At 59.8% G+C, this 23,364-nt stretch carries 23 protein-coding genes; 5 read left to right on the forward strand and 18 right to left on the reverse strand.

What is annotated here, in order from left to right:
* Nucleotides 1-4 precede the first annotated feature (4 nt).
* Together cyoB and cyoA are read right to left on the reverse strand one after the other, a co-directional pair.
* Complete coding sequence (cyoB, locus tag G6K99_RS17990) at nucleotides 5-2,008, reverse strand: cytochrome o ubiquinol oxidase subunit I (protein ID WP_062454404.1); 2,004 nt, start codon at nucleotides 2,006-2,008, stop codon at nucleotides 5-7.
* 11 nt (nucleotides 2,009-2,019) lie between these two features.
* Nucleotides 2,020-3,141 (reverse strand): ubiquinol oxidase subunit II, encoded by a 1,122-nt coding sequence (gene cyoA, locus G6K99_RS17995; protein WP_244473942.1) that lies wholly within the window; start codon nucleotides 3,139-3,141, stop codon nucleotides 2,020-2,022.
* 304 nt (nucleotides 3,142-3,445) lie between these two features.
* On the opposite strand from cyoA, the gene G6K99_RS18000 reads away from it, so the two are divergent.
* Nucleotides 3,446-4,795 (forward strand): MFS transporter, encoded by a 1,350-nt coding sequence (locus G6K99_RS18000; RefSeq protein ID WP_062454408.1) that lies wholly within the window; start codon nucleotides 3,446-3,448, stop codon nucleotides 4,793-4,795.
* Between the two features lie 84 nt (nucleotides 4,796-4,879).
* Here the strand turns inward: G6K99_RS18000 and modC are convergent, their stop codons facing one another.
* The 5 genes from modC to G6K99_RS18025 all read right to left on the reverse strand — a co-directional run bounded on the left by modC (nucleotide 4,880) and on the right by G6K99_RS18025 (nucleotide 9,509).
* Nucleotides 4,880-5,950, reverse strand: a complete 1,071-nt coding sequence (gene modC, locus G6K99_RS18005; RefSeq protein ID WP_174197372.1) for a molybdenum ABC transporter ATP-binding protein — start codon at nucleotides 5,948-5,950, stop codon at nucleotides 4,880-4,882.
* Entirely contained in the window at nucleotides 5,947-6,648 is a 702-nt protein-coding gene (modB, locus tag G6K99_RS18010; RefSeq protein WP_174197373.1) for a molybdate ABC transporter permease subunit, read from the reverse strand. The genes modC and modB overlap by 4 nt, the downstream gene beginning before the upstream one ends.
* Before the next feature lie 48 nt (nucleotides 6,649-6,696).
* The gene (gene modA / locus G6K99_RS18015; protein WP_244631561.1) at nucleotides 6,697-7,440 is read right to left on the reverse strand and encodes a molybdate ABC transporter substrate-binding protein; all 744 of its coding nucleotides are present in this window, start codon (nucleotides 7,438-7,440) and stop codon (nucleotides 6,697-6,699) included.
* A 232-nt stretch (nucleotides 7,441-7,672) separates the two neighbouring features.
* Complete coding sequence (locus G6K99_RS18020) at nucleotides 7,673-7,849, reverse strand: hypothetical protein (RefSeq protein WP_174197375.1); 177 nt, start codon at nucleotides 7,847-7,849, stop codon at nucleotides 7,673-7,675.
* Between the two features lie 67 nt (nucleotides 7,850-7,916).
* Nucleotides 7,917-9,509: an isocitrate lyase gene (locus G6K99_RS18025; protein WP_174197873.1), complete on the reverse strand. Its 1,593-nt coding sequence runs from the start codon at nucleotides 9,507-9,509 to the stop codon at nucleotides 7,917-7,919.
* Nucleotides 9,510-9,626: 117 nt separating this feature from the next.
* Between G6K99_RS18025 and G6K99_RS18030 the strand changes: the two genes are divergently transcribed.
* Nucleotides 9,627-11,027, forward strand: a complete 1,401-nt coding sequence (locus tag G6K99_RS18030; protein ID WP_174197376.1) for a short-chain fatty acyl-CoA regulator family protein — start codon at nucleotides 9,627-9,629, stop codon at nucleotides 11,025-11,027.
* A gap of 213 nt (nucleotides 11,028-11,240) precedes the next feature.
* Here G6K99_RS18030 and G6K99_RS18035 read toward each other — a convergent pair whose 3' ends face one another.
* The 6 genes from G6K99_RS18035 to pcaD all read right to left on the reverse strand — a co-directional run bounded on the left by G6K99_RS18035 (nucleotide 11,241) and on the right by pcaD (nucleotide 16,217).
* The gene (locus G6K99_RS18035; RefSeq protein WP_062454420.1) at nucleotides 11,241-12,416 is read right to left on the reverse strand and encodes an ABC transporter substrate-binding protein; all 1,176 of its coding nucleotides are present in this window, start codon (nucleotides 12,414-12,416) and stop codon (nucleotides 11,241-11,243) included.
* Nucleotides 12,417-12,528: 112 nt separating this feature from the next.
* Nucleotides 12,529-13,599: a 3-carboxy-cis,cis-muconate cycloisomerase gene (locus tag G6K99_RS18040; protein WP_174197377.1), complete on the reverse strand. Its 1,071-nt coding sequence runs from the start codon at nucleotides 13,597-13,599 to the stop codon at nucleotides 12,529-12,531.
* A gap of 41 nt (nucleotides 13,600-13,640) precedes the next feature.
* Nucleotides 13,641-14,258 carry a protocatechuate 3,4-dioxygenase subunit alpha gene (gene pcaG, locus G6K99_RS18045; protein ID WP_092664511.1) on the reverse strand — a complete coding sequence of 206 codons (618 nt, stop codon included), beginning with the start codon at nucleotides 14,256-14,258 and terminating at the stop codon, nucleotides 13,641-13,643.
* A gap of 2 nt (nucleotides 14,259-14,260) precedes the next feature.
* The gene (gene pcaH, locus G6K99_RS18050; protein WP_062454428.1) at nucleotides 14,261-15,001 is read right to left on the reverse strand and encodes a protocatechuate 3,4-dioxygenase subunit beta; all 741 of its coding nucleotides are present in this window, start codon (nucleotides 14,999-15,001) and stop codon (nucleotides 14,261-14,263) included.
* A complete protein-coding gene (gene pcaC, locus G6K99_RS18055; RefSeq protein ID WP_174197378.1) occupies nucleotides 14,998-15,417 on the reverse strand; it encodes a 4-carboxymuconolactone decarboxylase in 420 nt (139 codons plus the stop codon). Before pcaC ends, pcaH begins: the two co-directional genes overlap by 4 nt.
* A gap of 5 nt (nucleotides 15,418-15,422) precedes the next feature.
* Entirely contained in the window at nucleotides 15,423-16,217 is a 795-nt protein-coding gene (gene pcaD / locus G6K99_RS18060; protein ID WP_174197379.1) for a 3-oxoadipate enol-lactonase, read from the reverse strand.
* Nucleotides 16,218-16,303: 86 nt separating this feature from the next.
* Between pcaD and pcaQ the strand changes: the two genes are divergently transcribed.
* Nucleotides 16,304-17,248 carry a pca operon transcription factor PcaQ gene (gene pcaQ, locus G6K99_RS18065; protein WP_371816234.1) on the forward strand — a complete coding sequence of 315 codons (945 nt, stop codon included), beginning with the start codon at nucleotides 16,304-16,306 and terminating at the stop codon, nucleotides 17,246-17,248.
* A gap of 53 nt (nucleotides 17,249-17,301) precedes the next feature.
* Nucleotides 17,302-18,558, forward strand: coding sequence for a glycerate kinase (locus G6K99_RS18070; RefSeq protein ID WP_174197381.1), 1,257 nt, complete (start codon nucleotides 17,302-17,304; stop codon nucleotides 18,556-18,558).
* Between the two features lie 12 nt (nucleotides 18,559-18,570).
* Here the strand turns inward: G6K99_RS18070 and G6K99_RS18075 are convergent, their stop codons facing one another.
* The 4 genes from G6K99_RS18075 to G6K99_RS18090 form a co-directional block, all read right to left on the reverse strand.
* A complete protein-coding gene (locus G6K99_RS18075) occupies nucleotides 18,571-19,476 on the reverse strand; it encodes a S1C family serine protease (protein WP_062454437.1) in 906 nt (301 codons plus the stop codon).
* 198 nt (nucleotides 19,477-19,674) lie between these two features.
* Nucleotides 19,675-20,202 carry a DUF992 domain-containing protein gene (locus G6K99_RS18080; protein WP_062454438.1) on the reverse strand — a complete coding sequence of 176 codons (528 nt, stop codon included), beginning with the start codon at nucleotides 20,200-20,202 and terminating at the stop codon, nucleotides 19,675-19,677.
* Between the two features lie 192 nt (nucleotides 20,203-20,394).
* A complete protein-coding gene (locus G6K99_RS18085; protein WP_174197382.1) occupies nucleotides 20,395-20,808 on the reverse strand; it encodes a TIGR02588 family protein in 414 nt (137 codons plus the stop codon).
* Between the two features lie 10 nt (nucleotides 20,809-20,818).
* Nucleotides 20,819-21,712, reverse strand: a complete 894-nt coding sequence (locus G6K99_RS18090; RefSeq protein ID WP_244631523.1) for a TIGR02587 family membrane protein — start codon at nucleotides 21,710-21,712, stop codon at nucleotides 20,819-20,821.
* A gap of 118 nt (nucleotides 21,713-21,830) precedes the next feature.
* Here G6K99_RS18090 and G6K99_RS18095 point away from each other — a divergent pair, with 118 nt between their 5' ends.
* On the forward strand, nucleotides 21,831-22,466 hold the full coding sequence (locus G6K99_RS18095) for an alpha/beta family hydrolase (RefSeq protein ID WP_174197383.1): 636 nt from the start codon (nucleotides 21,831-21,833) through the stop codon (nucleotides 22,464-22,466).
* Between the two features lie 28 nt (nucleotides 22,467-22,494).
* Here the strand turns inward: G6K99_RS18095 and G6K99_RS18100 are convergent, their stop codons facing one another.
* Nucleotides 22,495-23,289 (reverse strand): DUF1194 domain-containing protein, encoded by a 795-nt coding sequence (locus tag G6K99_RS18100; RefSeq protein ID WP_174197384.1) that lies wholly within the window; start codon nucleotides 23,287-23,289, stop codon nucleotides 22,495-22,497.
* Nucleotides 23,290-23,364 lie beyond the last annotated feature (75 nt).

Consider the following 23,364-nt stretch of genomic DNA (forward strand, 5'->3'; position numbering starts at 1 on the left):
GTTATCACACCTGCCTAGCGAGCAGTTCGGTCCGCTTGTTCTCTTCCGCGACAACGTCGTCCGCCGGAATGTAGTAGTCGCGGTTGTAGTTGAACGTATGGACGATCGACACAACGATGATGGCGATGAAGGACAGGGCAGCAAGCCACCACATGTACCAGATCAGGCCGAAGGCGAGTGCCACGCTGATGCCGGAGAGGATCGCGCCGGTGCCGGTGTTCTTCGGCATGTGGATCGGCTTGAAACCCTGAAGAGGACGCGCATAACCGCGGTTCTTCATGTCGTACCAGCTGTCGTGATCGTGGACCACCGGAGTGAAGGCGAAGTTGTAGTCCGGTGGCGGCGACGATGTCGACCATTCCAGAGTACGGCCGTGCCACGGATCGCCGGTTTCGTCCCTCAGTTCATCACGCTTCCAGACGCTGACGCCGATCTGGATGATGAATGAGGCGATACCGATGGCAATCATACCTGCACCGCAGGCTGCGATGATGAACCAGATCTGCAGCGACGGATCTTCGAACTGCGATACGCGGCGGGTGACGCCCATCAGGCCAAGAACGTAGAGCGGCATGAAGGCGAAGTAGAAGCCAACGAACCAGAACCAGAACGATACCTTGCCCCAGAATTGGTTCAGCTTGAAGCCGAACGCCTTCGGGAACCAGTAGTTGACGCCTGCGAGAAGGCCGAACAGCACGCCGCCGATGATGACGTTGTGGAAGTGGGCGATCAGGAACAGGGAGTTGTGGAGCACGAAGTCGGCAGGCGGAACAGCCAGCATGACGCCGGTCATACCACCGATGGCGAAGGTCACCATGAAGCCGACCGTCCAGAGCATCGGAACGTCGTAGCGAATACGACCGCGATACATCGTGAACAGCCAGTTGAACATCTTCGCGCCCGTCGGGATCGAGATGATCATCGTGGTGATGCCGAAGAAGGCGTTGACCGAAGCACCCGAACCCATCGTGAAGAAGTGGTGCAGCCACACGAGGTAGGACAGGATCATGATCACGCAAGTCGCGTAGACCATCGAGGCATAGCCGAACAGGCGCTTGCCGGAGAAGGTCGCAACGATTTCCGAGAAGATCCCGAAGACCGGAAGGATCAGGATGTAGACTTCCGGGTGACCCCAGATCCAGATCAGGTTCACGTACATCATCGGATTACCGCCGAGGTCGTTCGTGAAGAAGTTGGTGCCGACGTAACGGTCAAGCGACAGCAGCACGAGGGTTGCGGTCAGGATCGGGAACGAGGCAACGATCAGGATGTTGGTGCAGAGTGCCGTCCAGGTGAAGATCGGCATCTTCATGAAGGACATGCCGGGAGCACGCATCTTCACGATCGTCGCGATCAGGTTGATACCCGACAACGTCGTGCCGACGCCCGCCACCTGCAGACCCCAGATGTAATAATCGACCCCGACGCCCGGGCTGTAGTCAGCGCCCGACAGTGGTGGATAGGCCAGCCAGCCGGTACGTGCGAACTCGCCGATGAACAGCGAGATCATGATGATGATCGCACCGGCCGTCGTCATCCAGAACGAGAAGTTGTTCAGGAACGGGAACGAGACGTCACGCGCGCCGATCTGCAGCGGCACGATATAGTTCATGAAACCGGTAACGAAGGGCATCGCCACGAAGAAGATCATGATCACGCCATGGGCGGTGAAGATCTGGTCGTAGTGGTGAGAGTTGAGGTAACCCTCGTTGCCGTTGAAGGCGATGGCCTGCTGTACGCGCATCATGATTGCGTCGGCAAAGCCGCGAAACAGCATGATGATGGCCAGCACGATGTACATGATGCCGATTTTCTTGTGATCGACACTGCAAACCCAGTCGCGCCAGAATGGCCCCCAGAGCTTGAAGTAGGTCATGAGACCCACCACGCCGATGCCGCCCAGACACACGGCCGCAAACGTCACGATCAGGATCGGTTCGTGAAACGGCAGTGATTCGAAGGACAACCTTCCGAAGATAAACTTCAGGATGTCAGGATTGGAAAACATGGGACAACCCGTTAATTGTTGATCTGCGCAGGCGCCGGATCGGCGTCGCCATTGTTCGTGTCCGGCATCGAGTGGTTGCCGTGACCTTGCTCATTGTGCGGCTGTTCATCGCTCTTGGCAGGGGTGCCAGTCGCGGGGAAAGTCGCGGCGTTTGTACCTTCCGCATCTCCGATACGACGATTGTCATACTGAAGTTTCGCGCGGTTCTCGTGGCTCTCGGTGCCGGCACCACCCATCATGTCGATATGCATCATCTCGTTCATGCACATCTTGCCCGGTTCGGCACACATGTTGAGGATCGCGCTGTAGAGATCCTTGTCGGCCGCCGCAAAATAGCGGATCGGCTCGCGCTCGGACGGCTTCTCAAGCTTTAGATAGGCATCGCGGTTGAGTGCGGTACCCTGCTGCTTGACCTTTGCGATCCAGCCGTCGAAGCCTTCGGCCGTGTAGCCGTGGAACTTGAAGCGCATGTGCGAGAACCCGGCACCGCTGTAGTTTGCCGAAAGTCCCTCGAACTCGCCTTCCTTGTTGATGACGGCGTGCAGTTTGGTCTGCATCCCCGGCATCGCGTAGATCTGGCCGGCGAGCGCCGGAATGTAGAACGAGTTCATCACCGAGCTCGAGGTGATCTCGAACGTGATCGGGCGATCGACCGGTGCGGCCATCTCGTTGACCGTGGCGATGCCGTATTCTGGATAGAAGAACAGCCACTTCCAGTCGAGCGCCACGACCTGAACCGTCAGAGGCCGCGTTTCGGCGGGAACCGGACGTTCCGCATCGAGGCGGTCGAGAGGACGATACGGGTCGAGACGGTGGGTGCTGATCCAGGTGATCGCACCGAGCGCCACAATGATCGCCAGCGGCGCGGCCCAGATAACCACTTCGAGCCGTGTCGAGTGATGCCATTCCGGATCGTATTTTGCTGTGGTGTTCGCATGACGATAGTGCCAGGCGAAGTAGAGCGTGAGAAACACGACCGGCACGATGATCAGCAGCATCAGAACGGTCGAGACGATAATCAGATCTGCCTGCTGCCTGGCGATATCGCCTGATGGCGACATCACGACGAGATTGCAGCCCGAAAGGGTGGCCAAAAGCGGCAGCAAAGCGATTTGGATGAGACGTTTCAACATTGGGAACATTGGTCTGCTCGAAACTTTCGATGTGTCCAGTCGGCCTAACGGAGCAAGCAACTGATCTCCATGAGGTGTTTCGTCGCAGTGCAATAACTTTTTCGCGCTGCAATGCAAGCGGGGTGTGTGGATTGATGATGGTCGTTGCAAAAACATCAACTCCGCCTCAATGTCCATCTGTTGCCATGGGTGCCTCAGAAAACACCAAAATCCGCCCAAAATATGCTTTTTGCGCGACGTCTTGATTGACAGCTGGTACGCCCGACATTCTCATGTGGAAACAGACGTGCAGGAGAACACATTCATGAGCCAACTTGCCAATCCTACATCCACAGAGATGGAACGGGATGCCCGGCAGATCCACGACGACAAGCCGGTCGAACCGAGCAATATTGCTATCGGGGTCGTCATCGGCAGAATGTCGGAATTTTTCGACTTCTTCGTGTACGGCCTCGCCTCGGTCCTGGTTTTCCCTCGCGTGGTCTTTCCGTTTGCCGGAGACCCGGTCACCGCCACGCTTTACTCGTTTGCGATCTTCTCGCTCGCGTTCATCGCGCGTCCTGTTGGCTCGGTGGTCTTCATGTGGGTCGACCGTACCTATGGACGCGGCACGAAGCTGACGATTGCCCTTCTCGTGCTCGGTGGCTCGACGGCCTCGATCGCCTTCCTGCCCGGCTATGAGACGATCGGATACTGGTCGCCGGCTCTGCTGGCGCTGTTCCGTCTCGGCCAGGGTTTTGCGCTGGGTGGAGCCTGGGACGGTCTTGCATCGCTGCTGGCACTGAATGCACCCCCGAACCGCCGCGGCCTTTACGCGATGATCCCGCAGCTCGGCGCGCCATTCGGGTTTGCGCTCGCGAGCGTCCTGTTCGGCTATTTCGTCTTCAATCTCTCCGACGCCGACTTCCTGAGCTGGGGCTGGCGCTATCCGTTCTTCGTCGCGTTTGCCATCAACGTTGTGGCCCTGTTTGCTCGTCTGCGCATTGTTGCATCGAAAGAGTTCGGCGATGCGCTCGAAGCGCACGAATTGCAGGCAAAGCCGGTTCTGGAAGTGCTGCGCGTTCACGGGGGCGACGTCGTTCTCGGCGCCTTTGCCCCGCTTGCAAGCTTCGCGATGTTCCACCTTGTAACGATCTTCCCGCTGAGCTGGGTGACACTTTTCGGTGGCCAGAGCGCCGGGAAATTCCTGTTCGTCCAGGTCATCGGTGCTTTGCTCGGACTCGTGACGGTCGTGATCTCCGGTCTTCTTGCAGACAGGATCGGTCGTCGCCGCCAGTTGATCATTGGTGCGGTGATCATCGCCATCTTCAGCTTTACGGCGCCGTTCCTGCTGAATGCGGGCGGTACCGGCCAGGATGCATTCATCATCATCGGCTTTGCCATCCTCGGCCTTTCCTTTGGTCAGGCCTCCGGTTCGGTTTCGTCGCGCTTCAGCCAGCCTTACCGTTACACCGGTTCGGCCCTGACCTCCGACCTCGCATGGTTGGTCGGCGCAGGTTTTGCGCCACTGACCGCGCTCGGTCTCGCGAGCCAGTTCGGCATCATCTTCATCGGCGGATACCTGATTTCGGGTGCCATCTGCACGATCGTCGCCCTGATGCTCAGCCGTGCACCCGACAGGTCGGCCGACAGCCCGCAGGGTGTCGCGACCTGATCGAACGGGTTAAAGCCTATAGACAGACGAAAAGGGTCAGCCAGCGCTGGCCCTTTTTATTTCGGGCACAGCTTACCCGGCCAATTACCGTGCCAGGGCGACGGTCTTGATCACCGCATAGACGGGAAGTCCGGCTTGAAGTGCAAGACGCTCAACCGACAGGCCGGTGATCCGGGCAAGCACCACGTCTTCGCCACACCGGATCTTGACGCGCACCATGCCCTCCCCTTCGGCATCCATCTGGGCGATCTGCCCTTCCAGAATGTTGAGGGCGCTCAGCCCTTCGGGCTTCCTGGTGGCGAGCATCACATCTCGCTCCGGCACATGGAGCCTGACGCTCTGTCCAACCTGCGCCCGCGCGTTCGAAACGACGAGAACTTCGGACGAAAGCCGCACAGTCGCCAAGCCATGCGCCGAATCGATCGCTTCGACGGTTCCGGAAAGCACCACGCCGGCTTCGCGGCGCTCTGTGGCCAGCACTTGGCTGCCGGACAGCACATCCGACGGTGTGCCTGATATCTCCACGCGACCGTCGCTCATCATCACGACGCGGTCCGAGAGCCTCGCCACCTCCGCTACCGAATGGCTGACATAGACGATGGGCATCGCGGTCTCATCGCGCATCCGCTCCAGATAGGGCAGGATTTCGGCCTTTCGCTCGTCGTCGAGCGCTGCGAGTGGTTCGTCCATCAGGAGCAGTCTGGGTGACGACAAAAGCGCTCGGCCGATTGCCACACGCTGCTTTTCGCCACCGGAAAGGTTGCCCGGCCGGCGGTCGAGGAGCGGACCGATGCCGAGCAGTTCGACGACATGCGAGATATTCTCGACCTGCCCTGACTTGGGCGCGAACCATTTTCCGTAAAGAAGGTTCTGACGGACGCTTAGATGCGGGAGGAGCCGTGCTTCCTGGAAGACATATCCGAAGCGACGCCTGTGCATTGGCACGAAGATGCCACGTTCGGTATCCAGCAAGACATCGCCGTCGATCTCGATCCGTCCGCGCTGCGGTTTGGAGAGGCCGGCAATGGCGCGCACCAGCGATGTCTTACCGGATCCCGAGCGGCCGAACAGCGCCGTCACGCCGCCTGTCGAGGTGAAGGATGCGTCGAGCACGAAGCTCTTAAACGACTGCCGCACGTCCACGATCATCGTCATTCGACCGCCACCTTGCGTCCGACCAGATAGGCCATGAATTCGGACGCGAGCAGCGCCGCAAACGAGATCGCGATCGCCACGATGGTAAGACGCATGGCGCCGACATCACCGCCGGGAACCTGCGTGAACGTGTAGATCGCTGCCGACAGCGTCTGCGTTTCGCCGGGGATATTGGACACGAATGTGATCGTCGCACCGAATTCACCCATGGCCTTTGCGAAGGCGAGAATCATGCCGGCGATAATGCCGGGAAGAATGAGCGGCAGGGTAATGGTGAGGAAGACCCAGAGGGGACTGGCGCCAAGCGTGCCGGCCGCCTCCTCCAGCTTCCGATCCACAGTTTCGATCGACAATCGGATCGAGCGGACCATCAGGGGAAATCCCATCACCCCGCAGGCAAGGGCGGCACCCGTCCAGCGAAAGGAGAGGACGATGCCGAGATAATCCGCGAGGAACGAGCCCACCACGCCACGTCTGCCGAAGACGATGAGCAACAGGAATCCGGTCACAACAGGCGGCAGGATCAGCGGCAAAAGCACGATGCCGTTGAGGATCGATTTGCCCCAGAATTTTCCGCGCGCCAAGACATAGGCGACGAGAATGCCGAGCGGAAGGCTGACAAGGACGGCCACGCTCGAGACCCGAAGGCTCAGGCGCACCGCCGTCCATTCCTCCTCGCTGAGTACCAACCAGTCCAACGCTGCTTCCCTTCAGACATCAGCCCAAGGGGCCCAAGTCAAACTGGCTTACTTCAGAACCGTAAAGCCTTCCTTTTCGAAGAAAGGCGCGGCTTTGGCGGACTTCAGGTAATCGAGATAACCCGCGGCATCCGGCGATTTTGAATCCGATAGAATCGCAATCGGGTAGATAATTGGCGCGTGGCTGTCCGCAGGGAAGGTTCCGACCACCGCGACACCCGGATCGGCAGCGGCATCGGTTGCATAGACGATGCCGTAAGGCGCTTCTCCCCGCGACACCAGCGCGAGGGCTGCCCTCACACTTTCGGCACCGGCGACGCTTTTTTCGACCGACGACCAGATGCCGAGCTTTTCCAGCGCCGACTTTGCGTATTTGCCCGCAGGAACCGAATTCGGCTCACCCATGGCAAGCTTGCCGCCGTTCAGAAGCCGGGCAAGGTCGAGACCCCTGATGATATCGACCGGTGCGGCATTCTCTTTGGGCGCGACCAGCACGATTTGATTTCCGAGCCAGTTGGACTTTGTGTCTTCCTTCACCAGAGCCTTGTCGGACAGATAGTTCATCCAGTCGAGATTCGCGGAGATGAACACGTCTGCCGGCGCACCGCTTTCGATCTGCTTGGCGAGCGCCGAGCTTGCCGCATAGGAGGCGGTCACCGGCTTGCCATAGGCCTTGTTGGCAGCGTCGAGCGCATTCTTCATGCTGGCTGCAGCAAACACCGTCACCTTCTCATCCGCCGCGGCCGGAGCAGCCAGCAAGGCGAGAGACAAGGAGGCTGCGAGGACGGTCATCAACCCTTGAAAAACATAGGAACGTCGAGTCTTACCATTCATCCAATCGCGCTCCCAGGCATAAGCAAGATATCCATCTCGATATATCGCACGCGGAATTTTTGCCAAGGGATATATTCCGCGAAATATCTCGCTGGGTAAGCCAATCCAGAACGCTCCACAGCAATCGGCCCCAAGCACCAGCATCGAGTGCCGCACCGATGGTCTTAATCACCGGTGCTGCTTTGCGGGTTCAAACAACGCGACCGAGCCGGTGGTACAGGTTCGAGTATTTTACCGCCTCCGGCTGCTCCTTGATTTCCTGCAAATAGTGACTGATCGCGACCCGGATGAGTTCGAAGTCCTGGTTTGAGAAGACGGCTCTCGATCGTTCGGGTTGTGACGTCTTGGTCTCAGTATTTGTCGACATTTCAGCTCCTCCGTTGAAAGTGTACCTCGAAGGAGCATCGCTCCTTCGAGGCGTATGATCCTGCAGCTCAAGCTGCAAACTGGTTCATCGTATTGTGCTCTCCAGCCGCCTTCAGCGCCGCATCGCCACCAAAATATTCCTTGTGATCGTCGCCCAGATCCGAACCGGCCATATTCTGGTGCTTCACCGCTGCGATCCCCTGGCGAATTTCCTGCCGCTGAACGCCGGCGACGTAGCCAAGCATTCCCTGATCGCCGAAGTACTCCTTCGCAAGATTGTCGGTCGAAAGAGCGGCCGTGTGGTAGGTCGGCAGGGTGATCAGATGATGGAAGATGCCTGCTCGCTTTGCTGCGTCACGCTGAAATGTCCGGATGCGCTCATCAGCTTCTTTGCCGAGTTCCGTACCGTCGTAGTCGACGCTCATGAGCTTCGCACGGTCATACGCCGAAACGTCCCTGCCCTGCTCGACCCACGCGTCAAAGACCTGTTGCCGGAAGTTCAGCGTCCAGTTGAAGGAAGGCGAGTTGTTATAGACGAGCTTCGCGTTCGGAACGACATCGCGGATGCGGTCGACCATCCCGGCGATCTGCTCGATGTGCGGTTTCTCGGTCTCGATCCAGAGAAGGTCCGCGCCGTTCTGAAGCGCGTTGATGCAATCGAGCACGCAACGATCGGCACCCGTGCCGGGTCGGAACTGGTAGAGGTTCGAGCGGAGGCGCTTGGGACGAAGAACCTTGTCGCCACGGGTCAGCAGGACGTCACCGTTCGATCGCTGGCCCGCGCCGACCTCCTCGCAATCCAGAAACGAATTGTACTGGTCGCCGATATCGCCTTCGGAGACCGAAAAGGCGATCTGTTTGGTCAGCCCGGCGCCCAAAGAATCCGTGCGAGCCACAATGACGCCGTCGTCCACTCCCATCTCGAGAAAGGCGTAGCGCAACGCACGGATCTTCGCGACAAAATCTTCATGAGGGACGGTAACTTTACCATCCTGATGACCACACTGCTTCTCGTCGGAGACCTGGTTTTCGATCTGAATAGCGCAGGCCCCGGCCTCGATCATTTTCTTGGCGAGCAGGTAGGTCGCTTCGGCATTGCCGAACCCGGCATCAATATCGGCTATGACCGGGACGACGTGCGTTTGGAAATCATCGATCGCGGAGGTGAGCTGCCGTTCCTTGACAGCATCGCCTCCCTCCCTTGCTTTGTCGATTTGCCGGAATAGGTCACCCAGTTCACGAGCATCAGCTTGCCGCAGGAACGTGTAAAGCTCGTTGATCAATGCCGGTACGGTCGTCTTCTCGTGCATCGACTGGTCTGGCAGCGGCCCGAACTCCGAGCGTAACGCGGCGACCATCCAGCCGGAGAGGTAAAGGTATCGCCGCTCCGTGCTTTTAAAATGCTTTTTGATCGATATGATCTTCTGCTGACCGATGAACCCATGCCAGCACCCGAGCGACTGCGTGTACTTGGACGGGTCGTTATCATACGCGTCCATGTCTCGCCGCATGACCTTGGCGGTGTATTTGGCGATGTCGAGGCCGGTCTTGAACCGGTTCTGAAGCCTCATCCTCGCAACGGCCTCGGGTGTCATTCCAGTCCAGCGTTCATTCCCACCAATCAGGTGCTCGGCTTCTTCGAGTAGCTTTTGATACGACATGAGACCCTCCAATGTTTCTGTCCATGGGAGGATAACAGCCGGTAAGGACATGGCGAGCCACACTGAAGTCAAGCTGTCAAACTTTACAGAAGTTCTTTGTAATGCTGTAATGCTTGTATGGATAATCGTGTTTACCTTGGGCCGCGCCTGCGAAGACTTCGCCGGGACTTGGGCCTGAAGCAGGTAGAGATGGCGAGCGACCTCGACATCTCGCCATCCTATGTCGCGCTGATGGAACGCAATCAGCGCCCGGTGACAGCTGAAATACTGCTGCGCCTCGCCAAGGCGTATAAGATCGATTTTAGCGAATTTACCGCTGACTCAGGCCAGGATCTTGTCGCGCAGTTACGGCTTGCAGCACGAGACGCGATCTTCACTGACATCGATTTGAATGCGGTCGATATCGCGGATATCGCACACAGCTTTCCCGGGTTTGCTGAAGCGCTGCTGCGACTTTACACGGCATACAAAGAGGAGCAGTTCGCTTTAGCCGACCGGCGCCAACACACGACAAACGATGGACGCCCGTTTGAAGGGGATTCCATCGCCGCCGTCAGAAGCTTTCTAGCCGCCCGAAAGAACTACTTCCCGGTTTTGGACACGCTGTCGGAAAAGCTGGCGGGCCGGGTAAGCCAGGGCGGCGGTTTGCCAGCCTTCCTCCAGAACGAGCACGGGTTTAAAGTCCGAAGGCTTCCCGCAGAGGTGATGTCAGGATCCCTCCGGCGACTTGACTGGCATCGCAAGGAACTGCTGCTCAACGAAGCTCTGGATCATTCAAGCCAGAATTTCCAGATGGCGCAGCAGCTCGCCTACCTCGAGTTTGAGAACGAGATTGCAAGCACCGTTGCCGAAGGGAATTTCGAATCGCAGAATTCGGAGCGGCTTGCTCATCGAGCTATCGCTGCCTATTGCGCGGGGGCAATCCTGATGCCGTATGCTGCCTTTGCCAAAGCTGTGGAGGCTCGCCGATACGATCTAGACTCATTAGCTCGTTTCTTCGGGACGAGCTTCGAGCAGACTGCGCACCGGCTCACGACGCTCCAGAAGCCCGGACACGAGAGAGTTCCCTTCTTCTTCATAAAGGTCGACGTTGCCGGAAACGTCTCCAAGAGACTGAACAGCGGCGCCTTTCCCTTTGCACGACACGGCGGCGGCTGTCCGTTGTGGACGGTCCATCAGGTGTTTACCTCTCCAAGGCGGGTCGTGACACAATGGATGGAGCTGCCTGATGGCCAAAGGTTCTTCTCGATAGCTCGAACCGTGCACTCGGGCGGTGGCAGCCACGGCCTTCCGAGCGTCGACCGCGCGATCGCGATCGTCTGTGAGGCTCGATATGCAGACCGGCTTGTCTACGCCTCAGAGCACCCTCAGACACATAAGCCGACGCCTATCGGCATTGCGTGCCAGCTCTGTCAGCGCACAGAATGCACTTCTCGTGCCGAACCGCCGATTGGACGGCAGGTACTTCCAGACAACTATCGAAGGACGGAGGCTCCGTTTGGGTTCTCCGACGCGTAGCCCGACTGAGGACGCGTACGATGCGCTCGACATGGGTAAGAAGGGTAATGGCGCTTTGCAAACTAACGGATGCTGCGAACCTGTCGGCGAGCCGGGGATCATGACTCGAAGGCTTTCCAACCCTGCTGAACACGGGCTCAGCAGGGCCGTTTTGACAATTGGGTTGGTCCTACAAACCCATTGACAGGCCGGAGCAGCACTCAGCCGGAACGCCTACTTCTTGGCGAAGGCCAGACCCGGATCGCCCTGTTTCTCGAAGGTCTGGATTTCCTTGTTGAAGTATTTGCCGTCTGCGCCTTTCTCGACGCTGCGCAGATAGATGTTCTGGGTGATGTGCCGGCTGGTAGGATCGATCGTCACGGGTCCACGCGGACTGGTCCATGACAGGCCTTTGACGGCCTCGACGGCCTTGGCCGCATCCTGCTTGCCGCCGGTCGCCTCGATCATTTTTGCGATGACATGCATGCCATCGAATGCGCCGACGGCCGGGAAGGAAAGTTCGGCAGGGTTGCCGATCGCCTTTTGCGCTGCTTCGACGAAAGCCTTGTTTTCGGCCGAGTCATGCGAGACCGCGTAGTGGAAACTGGTGGTGAGGCCAAGGCCGGCTTCGCCCAGAGCCGGCAGATCGGATTCCTGCGTCAGATCGCCCGTTGCGAAGAACTTGATGCCTGCTGCCTTGAGGCCGGTGTCGTTATAGGCCTTCACGAAGGCAAGCGTCGGCGGGCCGGATGGCAGGAAGGTGAACAGCGCCTGCGCGCCGGAATCCTTGATCCGCTGCATCAGGGGTGCGAAATCCGTTGTCGAAAGCGGCATCCGGATGGATTCGACAACCTGCCCGCCCTCTTTCTCGAACGCTGTTTTGAAAGCCGTCTCGGCATCGGCGCCTGGGCCGTAATCGCTGACCAGCGTGATCGTCTTGGTGACGCCGCCATCCTTGGCGACCTTGGCGAGCGGCGTGGCCGTCTGCCAGGTGGTAAACGAGGTGCGGACCACATAAGGGCTCGCGTTCACGATTGCGGACGTGGCGGCGTTCATGACAACCATCGGCACATTCCCTTGCTGCAGCATGGGGGCCGCCGCCATCGCGTCTGGCGTGAAATAATATCCGGCGAGATACTGGACCTTCTCGCGAACGATCAGCTCCTGCGACATCGCTTTGGACTTGGCGGGATCGGCGGTCGGCACGTCGCGATAGACCACCTCGATCTCGTTATCGCCAACCTTCTTGCCGTTCAGGGCAAAGAAGGCATCGATACCGGCTTTGAAGTTTTTTCCCTGCAGCGCGAATGGGCCCGAGAAGGGACCGACGACGCCGACCTTGATGGTCTCGGCATAGCTGGCTCCCGACATCAAGGTCAGTGCGAAAACAGTTGAAATCAGCGTCTTCATTAGGCTCTCCCGTGCCATGTGTCGCATCGCCTCCCGATGTAACGTTGCGAGAAGATTGCATGCGGTGCTGCAATGTAAAACCGAAATCGGCGTGTCAGCCGATTGCTATCCGTCAAATATCGCGCGGGGCATCGCGGCCGAGCGCGGTGATGTTGAAAGCGAGCTCGCCGGCCAGCCGCAGGCCCGCACCCGCCGCCATCACGATATGCGGCAGGACCAGCCATTCCAGCGTCCAGGCAGCGCCCGAGCGCTCCTGCTCGTGGACCATGGCCAGTTGCATGCCGGAAAGCTGGACCGCGGTGTAACGCGAAAGAGCGACAAGCGCTTCGGCCGCCACCGGGTTCTGCTTGTGCGCCATGGCCGATGAGGCACCACCGCCCGACAAGGTTATCTCGCCACCCATTTGCGCGAGAAGAGCGATATCCTGTCCAAATTTGCCGAGGCTTCCGGAGATCGTGGCAAGGATGCCGGCGAACTCGGCAAGCCTGCTCCGCTGGCTCTGCCATTGCGGAGCATCGGCAAGACCAAGCTCGGCGGCCATCATGGCGCGCACTTGAGCCGCGTGATCACCCAGTTTTTCCAGCGTGCCGACGGCACCGCCAAACTGCAGCGCAAAGCCATCTTCGGCAAAGGCGGCAAGCAGATGTTTCTGCCGGATAAGCGGATGGCGCCAGGCATCCACGCGGTCCGATACCTTGATCGGCAAAGCCGCCTGCATGCGCGTATGCCCCATCATCGCGCGGGAACCGTTCGCCCGGTCCAGTTCACTGAACCGCTCGGCCAGATCCTGCAGTCGCCCTAACAGAAGTGTGGCGACCGATTTCAGGCGCAGCATCAGTGCGGTGTCGATCACATCCTGGCTCGTCGCGCCGAAATGGACATGCGGGGCCGCCTCATCCCCGATCACACTGCGCAGCTGTCGGACCAACTCCGGCACGACGACACCGTCGCGGCCGGTCGCCTGCTTCAACTTGGACATATCAGGCGAAAACGACGCGCATGCCGCAGCGATCGCCTGCGCGGACGCATGCGGTATCAGACCGCTTTTTGCCTGCGCGGTGGCGAGAGATGCTTCGAACGCCAGCATCGCCGTGATCTCGGCCTCCGGAGACAGATGCCGAGACACTTCTTCATCGCCGAGCAGACCAGACAGGAAGGGATGTTCGAATGCGGAAACGGTCATGCCAGAATTGTCACCTTGCTGGTCTTTCTCGAAAGTAGCCGTCAGATATCGAAGAATATCGTTTCCTTGTCACCCTGGAGATGGATGTCGAAGCGAACCGTATCACCGTCCCGCTGCCCGATCAGGGTCGGCACCCGCACGCGATGCTCGATGCGGGCAAGGACCGGATCCTCCGCATTGGCGGTTTCCTCGTCGGAGAAATACATTCGCGTCTGCAGACCGAGATTGATGCCGCGCGCCACGATCCAGAACGTGACATGCGGCGCCATCAGCCGCCCGTCCCGGAACGGCACGCGCCCGGGCTTGATCGTTTCGAACGCGAACTCGCCGGTTGCCATATCGCCGGGACAACGGCCCCACCCCAGGAAACTGGGATCGGCCGCACCGCGCGTTTCCGACGGGCTGTTGTAGATCCCGTCCGCGTCGGCCTGCCAGATCTCGATCAGCGCATCCTTCAGCGGTGCGCCGGCACCGTCATAGACAAAACCCCTGATGGTGATCCGTTCGCCCTTGGTCTTGTCGCTGGCCATCGGCCCGGACCCAAGATCCTGGTCGTAGATGCCTTCAAGGCCTGCGAAATTCGGCGTGCAACCGATATGCACGTAGGGTCCGGCCGTCTGGGATGGCGTTTCCTTGAGGTAGTTCAGCGGTTGCGCCATGATCAATTGCCTTCCAGACGATTTTCAAAAAGGGTCGAGCGGCGCCCGCGCAGGATGATATCAAACTTGTAGGCCCGCAGATCGTGCGGGATCGAGGCATTCATGTCGAGCGGTGCGATCAGGCTTTCGATCGCGTGCCGGTCCGGGATCGTCTTGACGATCGGGCAGAGCCAGATCATCGGATCACCCTCGAAATACATCTGGGTGATCAGGCGCTGGGCAAAACCGTGCCCGAATACCGAGAAATGGATATGCGCCGGACGCCAGTCGTTGACGCCGTTCGGCCAGGGGTAAGGACCGGGCTTTATCGTCCGGAAACAGTAATAGCCCTCTGCATCCGCGATCGCCCGGCCGAAACCGCCGAAATTGGGATCGAGCGGTGCAAGATAGCTTTCCTTCTTGTGGCGATAGCGTCCGCCGGCATTGGCCTGCCAGAATTCGACGAGAGCCCCCGCAACGCCCCTGCCCCGTTCATCGAGCACACGGCCATAGACCATGATGCGCTCGCCGATCGCGGATTCACCGGGCTTGGCGTAGTTGACGATCAGGTCGTTGTCGAATTCGCCGAGAATGTTGTGACCGAACACCGGCCCGGTGATTTCGCTGCGCGTGCCTTCGAGCGAGATCAGCGCCCGCTGCGGCGAGCGCAAGACCGAGGTCTTGTAGCCGGGCGTGTATGCCGGAGGGTGCCTCTCCCGGTCTCGGGCAAAGAAGGGTGTCGTTTCTGGTGGTGCGTTGCTCATTTCTGCTCCTCCGCAGCAGGCTTTGCCGCATCGATTTCGGCATAGGTGGCCTTGGCGATCTTGAAAGCGTGGTTGGCGGCGGGCACGCCGGCGTAGATCGCCACATGCATCAGCGCCTCGCAGATATCCTCGCGCGTCGCTCCCGTATTGGCCGTGGCGCGGATATGCATCGCCACCTCTTCATCATGGCCGAGTGCGGCCAGAAGCGCGATCGTCACCATCGACCGTTCCCGCTTCGACCATTGCTCCCGCGACCAGACCGAGCCCCAGGCGCCTTCGGTGATCAACTGCTGGAACGGCTGGTCAAACGGCGTCCCGTTGGCAAGGGCGCGGTCCACATGCGCGTCGCCGAGAACCGAGCGGCGCGTCGCCAGTCCCTGCTTGTAGCGTTCCGACGGGATTGAAGCTTCTGCCATATCGTTCAGGACTCCAGTTCTTCGAGAAAGCCGCGGATCAGGGCCGCGTAGGCGCCAGGCGCTTCGATACAGGGTATATGCGCCGTGCCTTCGATGACTTCATAGCGTGCACCGGGAATGAGATCCGCAAGCGACTGCACCAGTTCGGGCGGGGTCGATCCATCTTGATCGCCTGCGATGCAGAGCGTCGGCACCGCGATCCGGGCTGCCTGCTCCGTGTAATCCGCCTTGCTGATCGCAGCACATGTGCCGCTGTAGCCGAGGGCGGGTTGGCGCACCAGCATGTTGCAATAGGCCTTGTAGGCGGCATTTCCGGGCTCGCGGAATGCTGCGGTGAACCATCGCTGCATGACAGGTTCGAGAATGCTGCCGATCCCGTTTTGCTCGACGGCGCCGATACGGTCAGCCCACATCTGCGGCGTCCCGATCTTGTGCGCCGTGTTGGAAAGGATCAGCGCGCGAACGAGATCCGGCCTCGACGCGTAGAGACCCTGGGCAATCAATCCACCCACGGAAAGGCCGCAGACGATGACATCGGACAGGCCGAGATGATCGAGCAGCGCTGCAAGCTCTCCGGAGAGGTCCTCGATGGAATAGGGAGGGTTTCCAAGATCCGACAACCCGTGACCACGCTTGTCGTAGGTCAACACGGTGTAGTCGCCTGCCAGCTTGGGGACAACGTGATGCCAGATACGGCTATCCGTACCGAGCGAATTCACGAGCACCACGACCGGCCGGTTATCTCCCGCCCAGTCGATATCGTAGTGAACCGCGACGCCGTCGAGATCGACAAACTGCATGAACCAAATCCTCCTGGGCACAGTGTTCGCACTGGCATGCGGTTAAGTAAAATGATAATTTTTGGCCATTGCTTAACCCATGGGTTATGAATTTGGACAATCTGAAGATCAAGTTCCGCCACCTGCAGACCTTTGTCGAGGTCGCCCGGCAGAAGAGTGTAGTGCAGGCCTCCAAGGTGCTGAATGTCAGCCAGCCGGCGGTGACGAAGACCATTCGCGAAATGGAGGAGGCGCTTGGTGTGACGGTGTTCGAGCGCGAAGGCCGCGGTCTGCGCTTGACGCGATCAGGGGAAGTGTTTCTGCGCCACGCCGGGACCACGCTCGCCTCTTTGAAGAGGGGCATGGATGCCGTTTCCACCACACGCTTTGGTGACTCGATGCCGCTGCGGATCGGCGCACTTCCGACGGTCGCCAGCAACATCATGCCGCGGGCAATGACGCTTTTTCTTGCCGAGAATGCAGGCGGCCAGGTCAAGATCGTGACGGGCGAGAATGCCGTCCTGATGGAACAGCTACGCCTCGGCGATCTCGATCTGGTGGTGGGACGGCTTGCGGCGCCCGAGAAAATGGCGGGGTTGAGCTTCGAGCATCTCTATTCGGAACAGGTCGTGTTTGCGGTCCGCACCGGGCATCCTCTGCTCGAGGCGAAACAGTCGCTCTTTGAGACGCTGGGTCATTTCCCGATCCTGATGCCGACGCGCGGATCGATCATTCGGCCCGTCGTCGAGCAGTTTCTGATCACCCACGGCATTACCGATCTCCCGGTCCAGATCGAGACGGTTTCCGATACGTTCGGTCGCGCCTTCGTCCAGACCAGCGACGCTATCTGGATCATCTCCCACGGCGTTGTGGCTGCCGATATCGCCCACGGCCTGCTGGCAACGCTGCCCATCGACACGGCGGAGACGAAGGGTCCGGTGGGGCTGACCCTCAAGGCCGAGGCCGGTGTCCCCGCGCCACTCGACATTCTGATGCAGACGATCCGCCAGGCTGCACGCGGCATTGCAGGGGCGGCGGGCAAACGCGATTGACGACCGCAAGTCACCGTGATCGAACGGACGAATGAAGGCATAGGGAGCGGAGAATGCAGGATCGGGAATTGTTGGAGGCGATGTTCCGCGCAGCGGTAAAGGCAGCCGATCCTCTAACCGGCATCAGCCGGCACCTGCCTGAGCCGCCACAGAACGGCCGTACCGTAGTCGTCGGCGCCGGCAAGGGCGCAGCCCAGATGGCAGCTGCGCTGGAAACGATATGGCCCGGCGAGCTCTCAGGCGTCGTCGTCACCCGTTACGGCTACGGTTGCGAAACACGGTTTATCGAGGTTCTGGAAGCGTCTCACCCTGTGCCTGATGCGGCCGGTCTCGCCGCTGCGGTGAAGATCATGGAAACGGTCTCTGATCTGACGGAACGGGATCTGGTGATTGCACTGGTCTGCGGCGGCGGCTCTGCCCTTCTGCCGGCGCCACCGGAGGGACTGACGCTCGATGACGAGATCGCCCTCAACGAGATCCTGCTGGCATCGGGCGCGCCGATTTCTGCGATGAACGTTGTCCGCAAGCATCTGTCGACGATCAAGGGTGGCCGTCTTGCGGCAGCAACCCAGGCCAGGGTCGTCAGCCTGATCGTCTCCGACATCCCCGGCGACAATCCGGCCTTTGTCGCGTCCGGCCCGACAATCCCCGACGAAAGCACGCGGCACGATGCGCTGGCCATCGTCGAAAACTACGGACTCAATCTCACGCGGGCCATGATGGCGCATCTGACGTCACCCGCAGCCGATGCTCCCGATCCTTCAGACCCGGTTTTCGCCCGGAACGAGCACCACGTCATCGCCTCGGCCGGCGTTTCGCTGCAGGCCGCCGCCGAGATAGCGCTGGCACATGGCCTGACGCCGCATATCCTGTCGGATTCCATCGAAGGTGAAGCGCGCGATGTGGCGCTCGTTCATGCAGCGATTGCGCGGGAAATTGCAAAGCACGACCGGCCGTTCGCCAAGCCTGCCGTGCTTCTCTCAGGTGGCGAAACGACTGTGACGCTGCGCTCCGACGGCGGACGTGGCGGACGCAACGGCGAATTCGCACTGGCCCTTGCGCTCGCGATCGACGGCCTTGAGATCACTGCGCTCGCAGCCGATACGGATGGGATCGACGGCTCCGAAAACAACGCCGGCGCCTTTTGTGACGGCTGCACGACAAGGCGACTGATCGCGGCCGGACAGGATGGACGCGCGCTTCTGTCACGCAACGACAGCTATACCGGCTTCGAAGCGACCGGTGACCTGTTCGTCACCGGCCCGACGGGCACGAATGTCAACGATTTCAGGGCGATCCTGATCCGGTAATCCGGCTGTCGTTCACTGCAGTTGCGGTTTCAGAAGGAAGTCGTTGCGGTCCGCCGATTTCACGCGAAGCCAGGCTTCACGGCCGTCACGGAGAACACGCATGGGAATTTCGGCACCGGGCGGTCCGCTTTCCCAAACCTTGCGGTAGAAGTCAGCCAACCCGTCGACCTCGCCGTCGCGGATTTCCGAGATGACGTCGCCACGCTTGAGCCCTGCCTTTGCGGCCGGGCCATTTTCGGTGACGCTCATGACAACGACGTCGCCATTCGTTTCTGCCGAGAACGCGCCGAGCCAAGGGCGCGGCTGGCGCTTGAATTCGCCGCTGTTGAGCAGGTCATCCAAGATTGGAGCCAGTAGGTTGATCGGGACCACCATATTGATATCGGCGATCTCTCCGCCCTTGCTCATCTGCAGTCGTAGGGAGCCGACACCGATCAACCGGCCTTCGGCATCGACCATCGCGGCGCCTCCCCAGGAGGGATGCGCTGGCGTGATGAATATCGCCTCGTCGAGCAGGTACTCCCAGTATCCGGCGAACTCCTGCTTGGCGACGATATTGCCGCGCACATACTGGCCCTCCCCGTCCGCAAAAACGATCGGATCTCCGACAGCAGCATTGTCGGAATCGCCGATCTCGAGCGCCGGCAGTTCCAAGGGCGCCAAGGCCTGGACGAGACCGAAGCCGCTTTCCTGATCGTAGGCGAGTGCATGGCCCGGGACCTTGCGGCCATCACGGCTCGTGATCCACACGTCATCGGCCTCGGTAATCAGATAGCCGATCGTCAGGATAAGACCGTTTTCCCGGATGACCACACCGCTGCCTTCTCGCCGGACGCCGAGAGCATCTGCCGTGAACGCGTTATCGGGAATGGAGGCGCGTACCGCGACGACGGACGCCAAGATTTTTTCTATATCCATGATGCCGATCCTTATCTTGTCGCGGTAGGGGCGCGGCCGCCTAGCCGAATTGATTGATCGCAAACTGCACGCTGTTTCCAAGCGACAGGGTCAAAATATGGTTTTGCGCGGACCGGTTCAAGAGGTTGCTACCAGACATGGAAAGGCCGCCGGAGTTACCCGGCGGCCTTCCAAATGACTTGACGTCTGGCCGATAGATCAGTTGGCTGGGGTCAGCGTAACCGAAGTACCTGTCGCAGCAACGTTCAGGCCGAGCTGACCGGTGATGCTGACGGTCTGGAGATGGATCGAACCGGATGTGCCGCCGACGAGAATGTTGGCGCCGATGCCTGCACCGACAGTCGCTTCAGCCGTTGCGCCCTGGTAGAGGCCGCCGAGCGAACCGTGGTGATAGCCAGCGGTCGGTGCGAAGACTGCCCAGATCAGGCGGCTGCGCGTGGTAAAGCCGAGATCGACACCCATCTTGCGAATGACGCCGGTGTACTGATCGATCGGCTCACTGCCCATCGTGGACGAGAAGGTGCATTCGGCTTCCTTGGCGGAACCGATGACGTAACCGACGCCACCGCCGACCTGGCAATCGAGATAGCCGATACGGACGCCGCCGCGCTGGTCAGCTTCCTGGTATGGTGCATCCCTGCGCGAAATCACGTCTGCAGAAAAGGCGGTCGTTGCGGTGAGAACGATCGGCAGGGCGGCAACAGCCGCGGCGAAAGTCTTATTCATCCCTGTACTCCATTTAATTCTTCTTTTACCGCGACCTCACCTCTTGGTCGGTCGCAGGCAGCGAACATAAACGCACATGACTCCGAATCGATCCCGTCATCGCTACACGAAATGTCACGCCGGATTCCAGAACGTGAGCGGATTGCATTGGCGGCGCCCGTCGAAAAGCCATGATCGGCTGGCGGCGTCCGTTTAGGGATCGGTGAAGCTGATCGTCCGCAACCGGATCTGATCCTGACGCGGCTCACGGGCGAAAAGGATGGCTCCCGAGGCCTTCGATTGCGCGGGAACGTAATCGAAGGTGACATCTGCCTGTTCGATGGCCGCATCACCATCCATGACCTCGCCGCGCACGACGACCACTGCCGCCGTTCGGTTTGCGCTGTTGGAAACATCGAACCGGATGCGGTAGCCGCCCTCGACGGGCATGCGTTCGGTGATCTCGATACGGAACGCGGGTGAGACTTTCTCTTCGCTTACGGCGCGCCAGCCAACCCAGCCTAGGACGCCCGCGACAATCAGCGTCGAAACGATCGCAGTGACCCATTCGATCCAGTGTGCCTCACCCTTTTCGGTGACCTTGCCGATATCGCTCGTGTCTTTCATCAGGGCCTCGCTAAAGGATCAGTCGGGCCGCGGCAGCGCCGATCGCCCCCGGGAATGAGAGGACGATGACCGAGATCAGCACCGGCGTTGCCGCCATGCCGTCCAGCCGGCCGAAGATCCACAACACATAGAGACTGACCAGCATCGCGACCATATAACCGGGAAGCGTGTAGCGGAAGAAGATAGGCCAGCGTGAGCTGTCTTCCGGCATTCTGTGCCCGCCGCGAAAAGACACCGCATAGACGAAACAGTGCATGATGGCGATCGACACCATGATCGTCAGCACCCCGTGCCAGTTCATCATCTTGTAGGAAATCAGGACGACTTCTCCCGTCGGCGCGACATTGAGGTTGAGAAACAGTGCACCGATCGCCATCAGAAACAGCTCGCGCACGTAGTTCGTCGAAAGACTGTCGGGAACGGCATCTGATGACTGGGACGTCTCGTCGTCCTCGTCGTCAGCGTTATCCTCTCCACCCAGCTGGGAGCGCCCGAGCATGGCGCCGATGCTTGCCGGCACCGCCTGGATGGCGATCTTGCCGATGATGGTTGCCATGGGCATATCGGCCTTCAGCACGCCGAGCATCACAAGTGCCGCACCACTTATGACGATCCCGAGCGCGAAGGCCGTCAACGCGTCGCGCACGGCCTGCCAGAAGGTAGAGGTCCGCTCAAACCCGATGAGATGCGCAAGCACGATCAGGAGCGGGATGTTGAAGAGGAGCAGGATCAGGAGCCGGGATTGCTCGATATAGAAACCCAGTTCCCACAGCTCCATCGTCATCAGCATGGGAATGCCGAACAGCATCGCGCCCGCGGCACCCCGGCCGAGGCCCACGAGAAAGCGCCGCAATTCGCCATCGGCTTGCGTCTTGCTGTTTTCGATACTGGCAGTTCCGCCCAAACCGGTCGCTTTCGCTTACACGCCTGAATGGCATAGATAGGAACATGGCCCCGATTGGCTAGCTATCCGTCTGCCGATAAAAGGACTTATCCTCAGTTTGCGGAAGGGCTTCTTGACGATGGCGACACAATTTCTGATCGATGGACGACAAGACGCGCCGGTGACCATCCTTCTTGCGCATGGCGCAGGCGCCCCGATGGATTCAGGCGCGATGACAGCCGTCACTGAGGCTCTCGCTGCCGAAGGGTTTCGCGTGGCGCGGTTCGAGTTCGCATACATGGCGGCGCGGCGGGAGGGCGGCAGCAAAAGGCCGCCACCGAAAGCCGAACGACTGCAGGAGGAATACCTAAAGGCAATCACCGACCTTGATGTGAAATCCCTGTTGGTGATCGGCGGAAAATCCATGGGCGGACGCGTCGCCAGCATGATTGCCGACCAGGCGTTTGCCGATGGCAGGATCGGCGGTCTCCTCTGCCTGGGTTATCCGTTCCACCCGCCGGCCAAACCGGACAAGCTGCGCACCGCCCATCTCAGCGACCTTAAGACGCCAACCCTGATCTGCCAGGGAGCCCGCGATCCGCTCGGCAACGAAGAGGAGGTCAAAGGCTACGATCTTTCGGACGCGATCGAACTCCTGTGGCTTCCTGATGGCGATCACGATCTGAAGCCGCGAAAAACCGTTTCAGGCTATTCCGCCGACGATCACCTGAAGACGGTTGCGACCCACGTCAAAAGCTGGTCCGCGCGGCTTTGATGCTCACTGCCCCGTCCTGAGTCTTAGTCTAACGGTCGAAAATGTCCTGCCACTGTTTCTCGCCCATCATGCAATCGCTCTTGGGCGCCGAAGCAATCTTCATGACTTTCTCCGGTGGCGTGATGCCGCTCACCTCCATCACCAGCTTGCGGCGCACAGCAACTGCGAAATCCTCGATGCGGTGAACCGGGAGAACGAAGGAGCCTGGACCACCCGTCACGCAATCCGCGTAATACTTATCCAAGCCGCCCGGTGCACCAGACGGTCGCAGCATCAGAGCCAGACCGTTGATGACGATTCCGGCCTCGACCGCCTTGTTCCTTGCAGGCTCAACCGGGTTGCCGGAATTGTTGGGCCCATCGCCCGAGATATCGATGACCTGGCGCATGCCCCTCAGCGGGTTGGAGACGATCATCGTCGCCCCTTGCGTGATCGCCGCGGAAATCGACGTCCGCCTTTGTGTCTCGATCGGACGCGCTGCCAGTTTTTGCGTAAAGACGAGCGCATCCTGCGCATTTTCGATCACGTGCCAGTCGATGACCGACCCCGGCACGACCCCGCCAGCCCATTCGAAATAGCTGATCGCAATGCGGCCGGTCATGCCGGACCTGACCGCATCGAGAAATTCCCTGTGCTGGAGAGCTTCGATATAGCCTTCGCGCTGGATGGCGACCTCTTCGAAATCCATGGAACGGGAGGTATCGACGGCGAGGACGAGTTCGACATCGACCTCGCCGGACGGACCGCCCGCAGTGGCAGGCGATTGTACGACGAGCGTTGCAGCCGAAGACAGGCTGATCAGCATCGCGAGTGTTGCAAGCATCTGGACTCCAATCACTGCGTTTGTACTGGTGAAAACAGTAACACAGGATTGGAAAGCTTCGATGCAGTTGCGCGA

Origin of the sequence: Neorhizobium sp. AL 9.2.2 (assembly GCF_013317225.1) — a bacterium.
In the GTDB taxonomy this organism is placed as follows: domain Bacteria; phylum Pseudomonadota; class Alphaproteobacteria; order Rhizobiales; family Rhizobiaceae; genus Neorhizobium; species Neorhizobium soli.

What these genes read in the sequence shown, in the direction of transcription:
- modA (WP_244631561.1), bottom strand. Translation starts at nt 7,440, where the DNA reads ATGACCGTCCTCGCAGCCTCCTTGTCTCTCGCCTTGCTGGCTGCTCCG.
- G6K99_RS18035 (WP_062454420.1), bottom strand. Translation starts at nt 12,416, where the DNA reads ATGAAGACGCTGATTTCAACTGTTTTCGCACTGACCTTGATGTCGGGA.
- cyoB (WP_062454404.1), bottom strand. Translation starts at nt 2,008, where the DNA reads ATGTTTTCCAATCCTGACATCCTGAAGTTTATCTTCGGAAGGTTGTCC.
- G6K99_RS18000 (WP_062454408.1), top strand. Translation starts at nt 3,446, where the DNA reads ATGAGCCAACTTGCCAATCCTACATCCACAGAGATGGAACGGGATGCC.
- G6K99_RS18020 (WP_174197375.1), bottom strand. Translation starts at nt 7,849, where the DNA reads ATGTCGACAAATACTGAGACCAAGACGTCACAACCCGAACGATCGAGA.
- G6K99_RS18100 (WP_174197384.1), bottom strand. Translation starts at nt 23,289, where the DNA reads ATGCTTGCAACACTCGCGATGCTGATCAGCCTGTCTTCGGCTGCAACG.
- pcaC (WP_174197378.1), bottom strand. Translation starts at nt 15,417, where the DNA reads ATGGCAGAAGCTTCAATCCCGTCGGAACGCTACAAGCAGGGACTGGCG.
- G6K99_RS18030 (WP_174197376.1), top strand. Translation starts at nt 9,627, where the DNA reads ATGGATAATCGTGTTTACCTTGGGCCGCGCCTGCGAAGACTTCGCCGG.
- pcaD (WP_174197379.1), bottom strand. Translation starts at nt 16,217, where the DNA reads ATGCAGTTTGTCGATCTCGACGGCGTCGCGGTTCACTACGATATCGAC.
- G6K99_RS18075 (WP_062454437.1), bottom strand. Translation starts at nt 19,476, where the DNA reads ATGGATATAGAAAAAATCTTGGCGTCCGTCGTCGCGGTACGCGCCTCC.
- pcaH (WP_062454428.1), bottom strand. Translation starts at nt 15,001, where the DNA reads ATGAGCAACGCACCACCAGAAACGACACCCTTCTTTGCCCGAGACCGG.
- G6K99_RS18070 (WP_174197381.1), top strand. Translation starts at nt 17,302, where the DNA reads ATGCAGGATCGGGAATTGTTGGAGGCGATGTTCCGCGCAGCGGTAAAG.
- G6K99_RS18025 (WP_174197873.1), bottom strand. Translation starts at nt 9,509, where the DNA reads ATGTCGTATCAAAAGCTACTCGAAGAAGCCGAGCACCTGATTGGTGGG.
- G6K99_RS18040 (WP_174197377.1), bottom strand. Translation starts at nt 13,599, where the DNA reads ATGACCGTTTCCGCATTCGAACATCCCTTCCTGTCTGGTCTGCTCGGC.
- cyoA (WP_244473942.1), bottom strand. Translation starts at nt 3,141, where the DNA reads ATGTTGAAACGTCTCATCCAAATCGCTTTGCTGCCGCTTTTGGCCACC.
- G6K99_RS18085 (WP_174197382.1), bottom strand. Translation starts at nt 20,808, where the DNA reads ATGAAAGACACGAGCGATATCGGCAAGGTCACCGAAAAGGGTGAGGCA.
- G6K99_RS18095 (WP_174197383.1), top strand. Translation starts at nt 21,831, where the DNA reads ATGGCGACACAATTTCTGATCGATGGACGACAAGACGCGCCGGTGACC.
- pcaG (WP_092664511.1), bottom strand. Translation starts at nt 14,258, where the DNA reads ATGGCGCAACCGCTGAACTACCTCAAGGAAACGCCATCCCAGACGGCC.
- pcaQ (WP_371816234.1), top strand. Translation starts at nt 16,304, where the DNA reads ATGAATTTGGACAATCTGAAGATCAAGTTCCGCCACCTGCAGACCTTT.
- modC (WP_174197372.1), bottom strand. Translation starts at nt 5,950, where the DNA reads ATGACGATGATCGTGGACGTGCGGCAGTCGTTTAAGAGCTTCGTGCTC.
- G6K99_RS18080 (WP_062454438.1), bottom strand. Translation starts at nt 20,202, where the DNA reads ATGAATAAGACTTTCGCCGCGGCTGTTGCCGCCCTGCCGATCGTTCTC.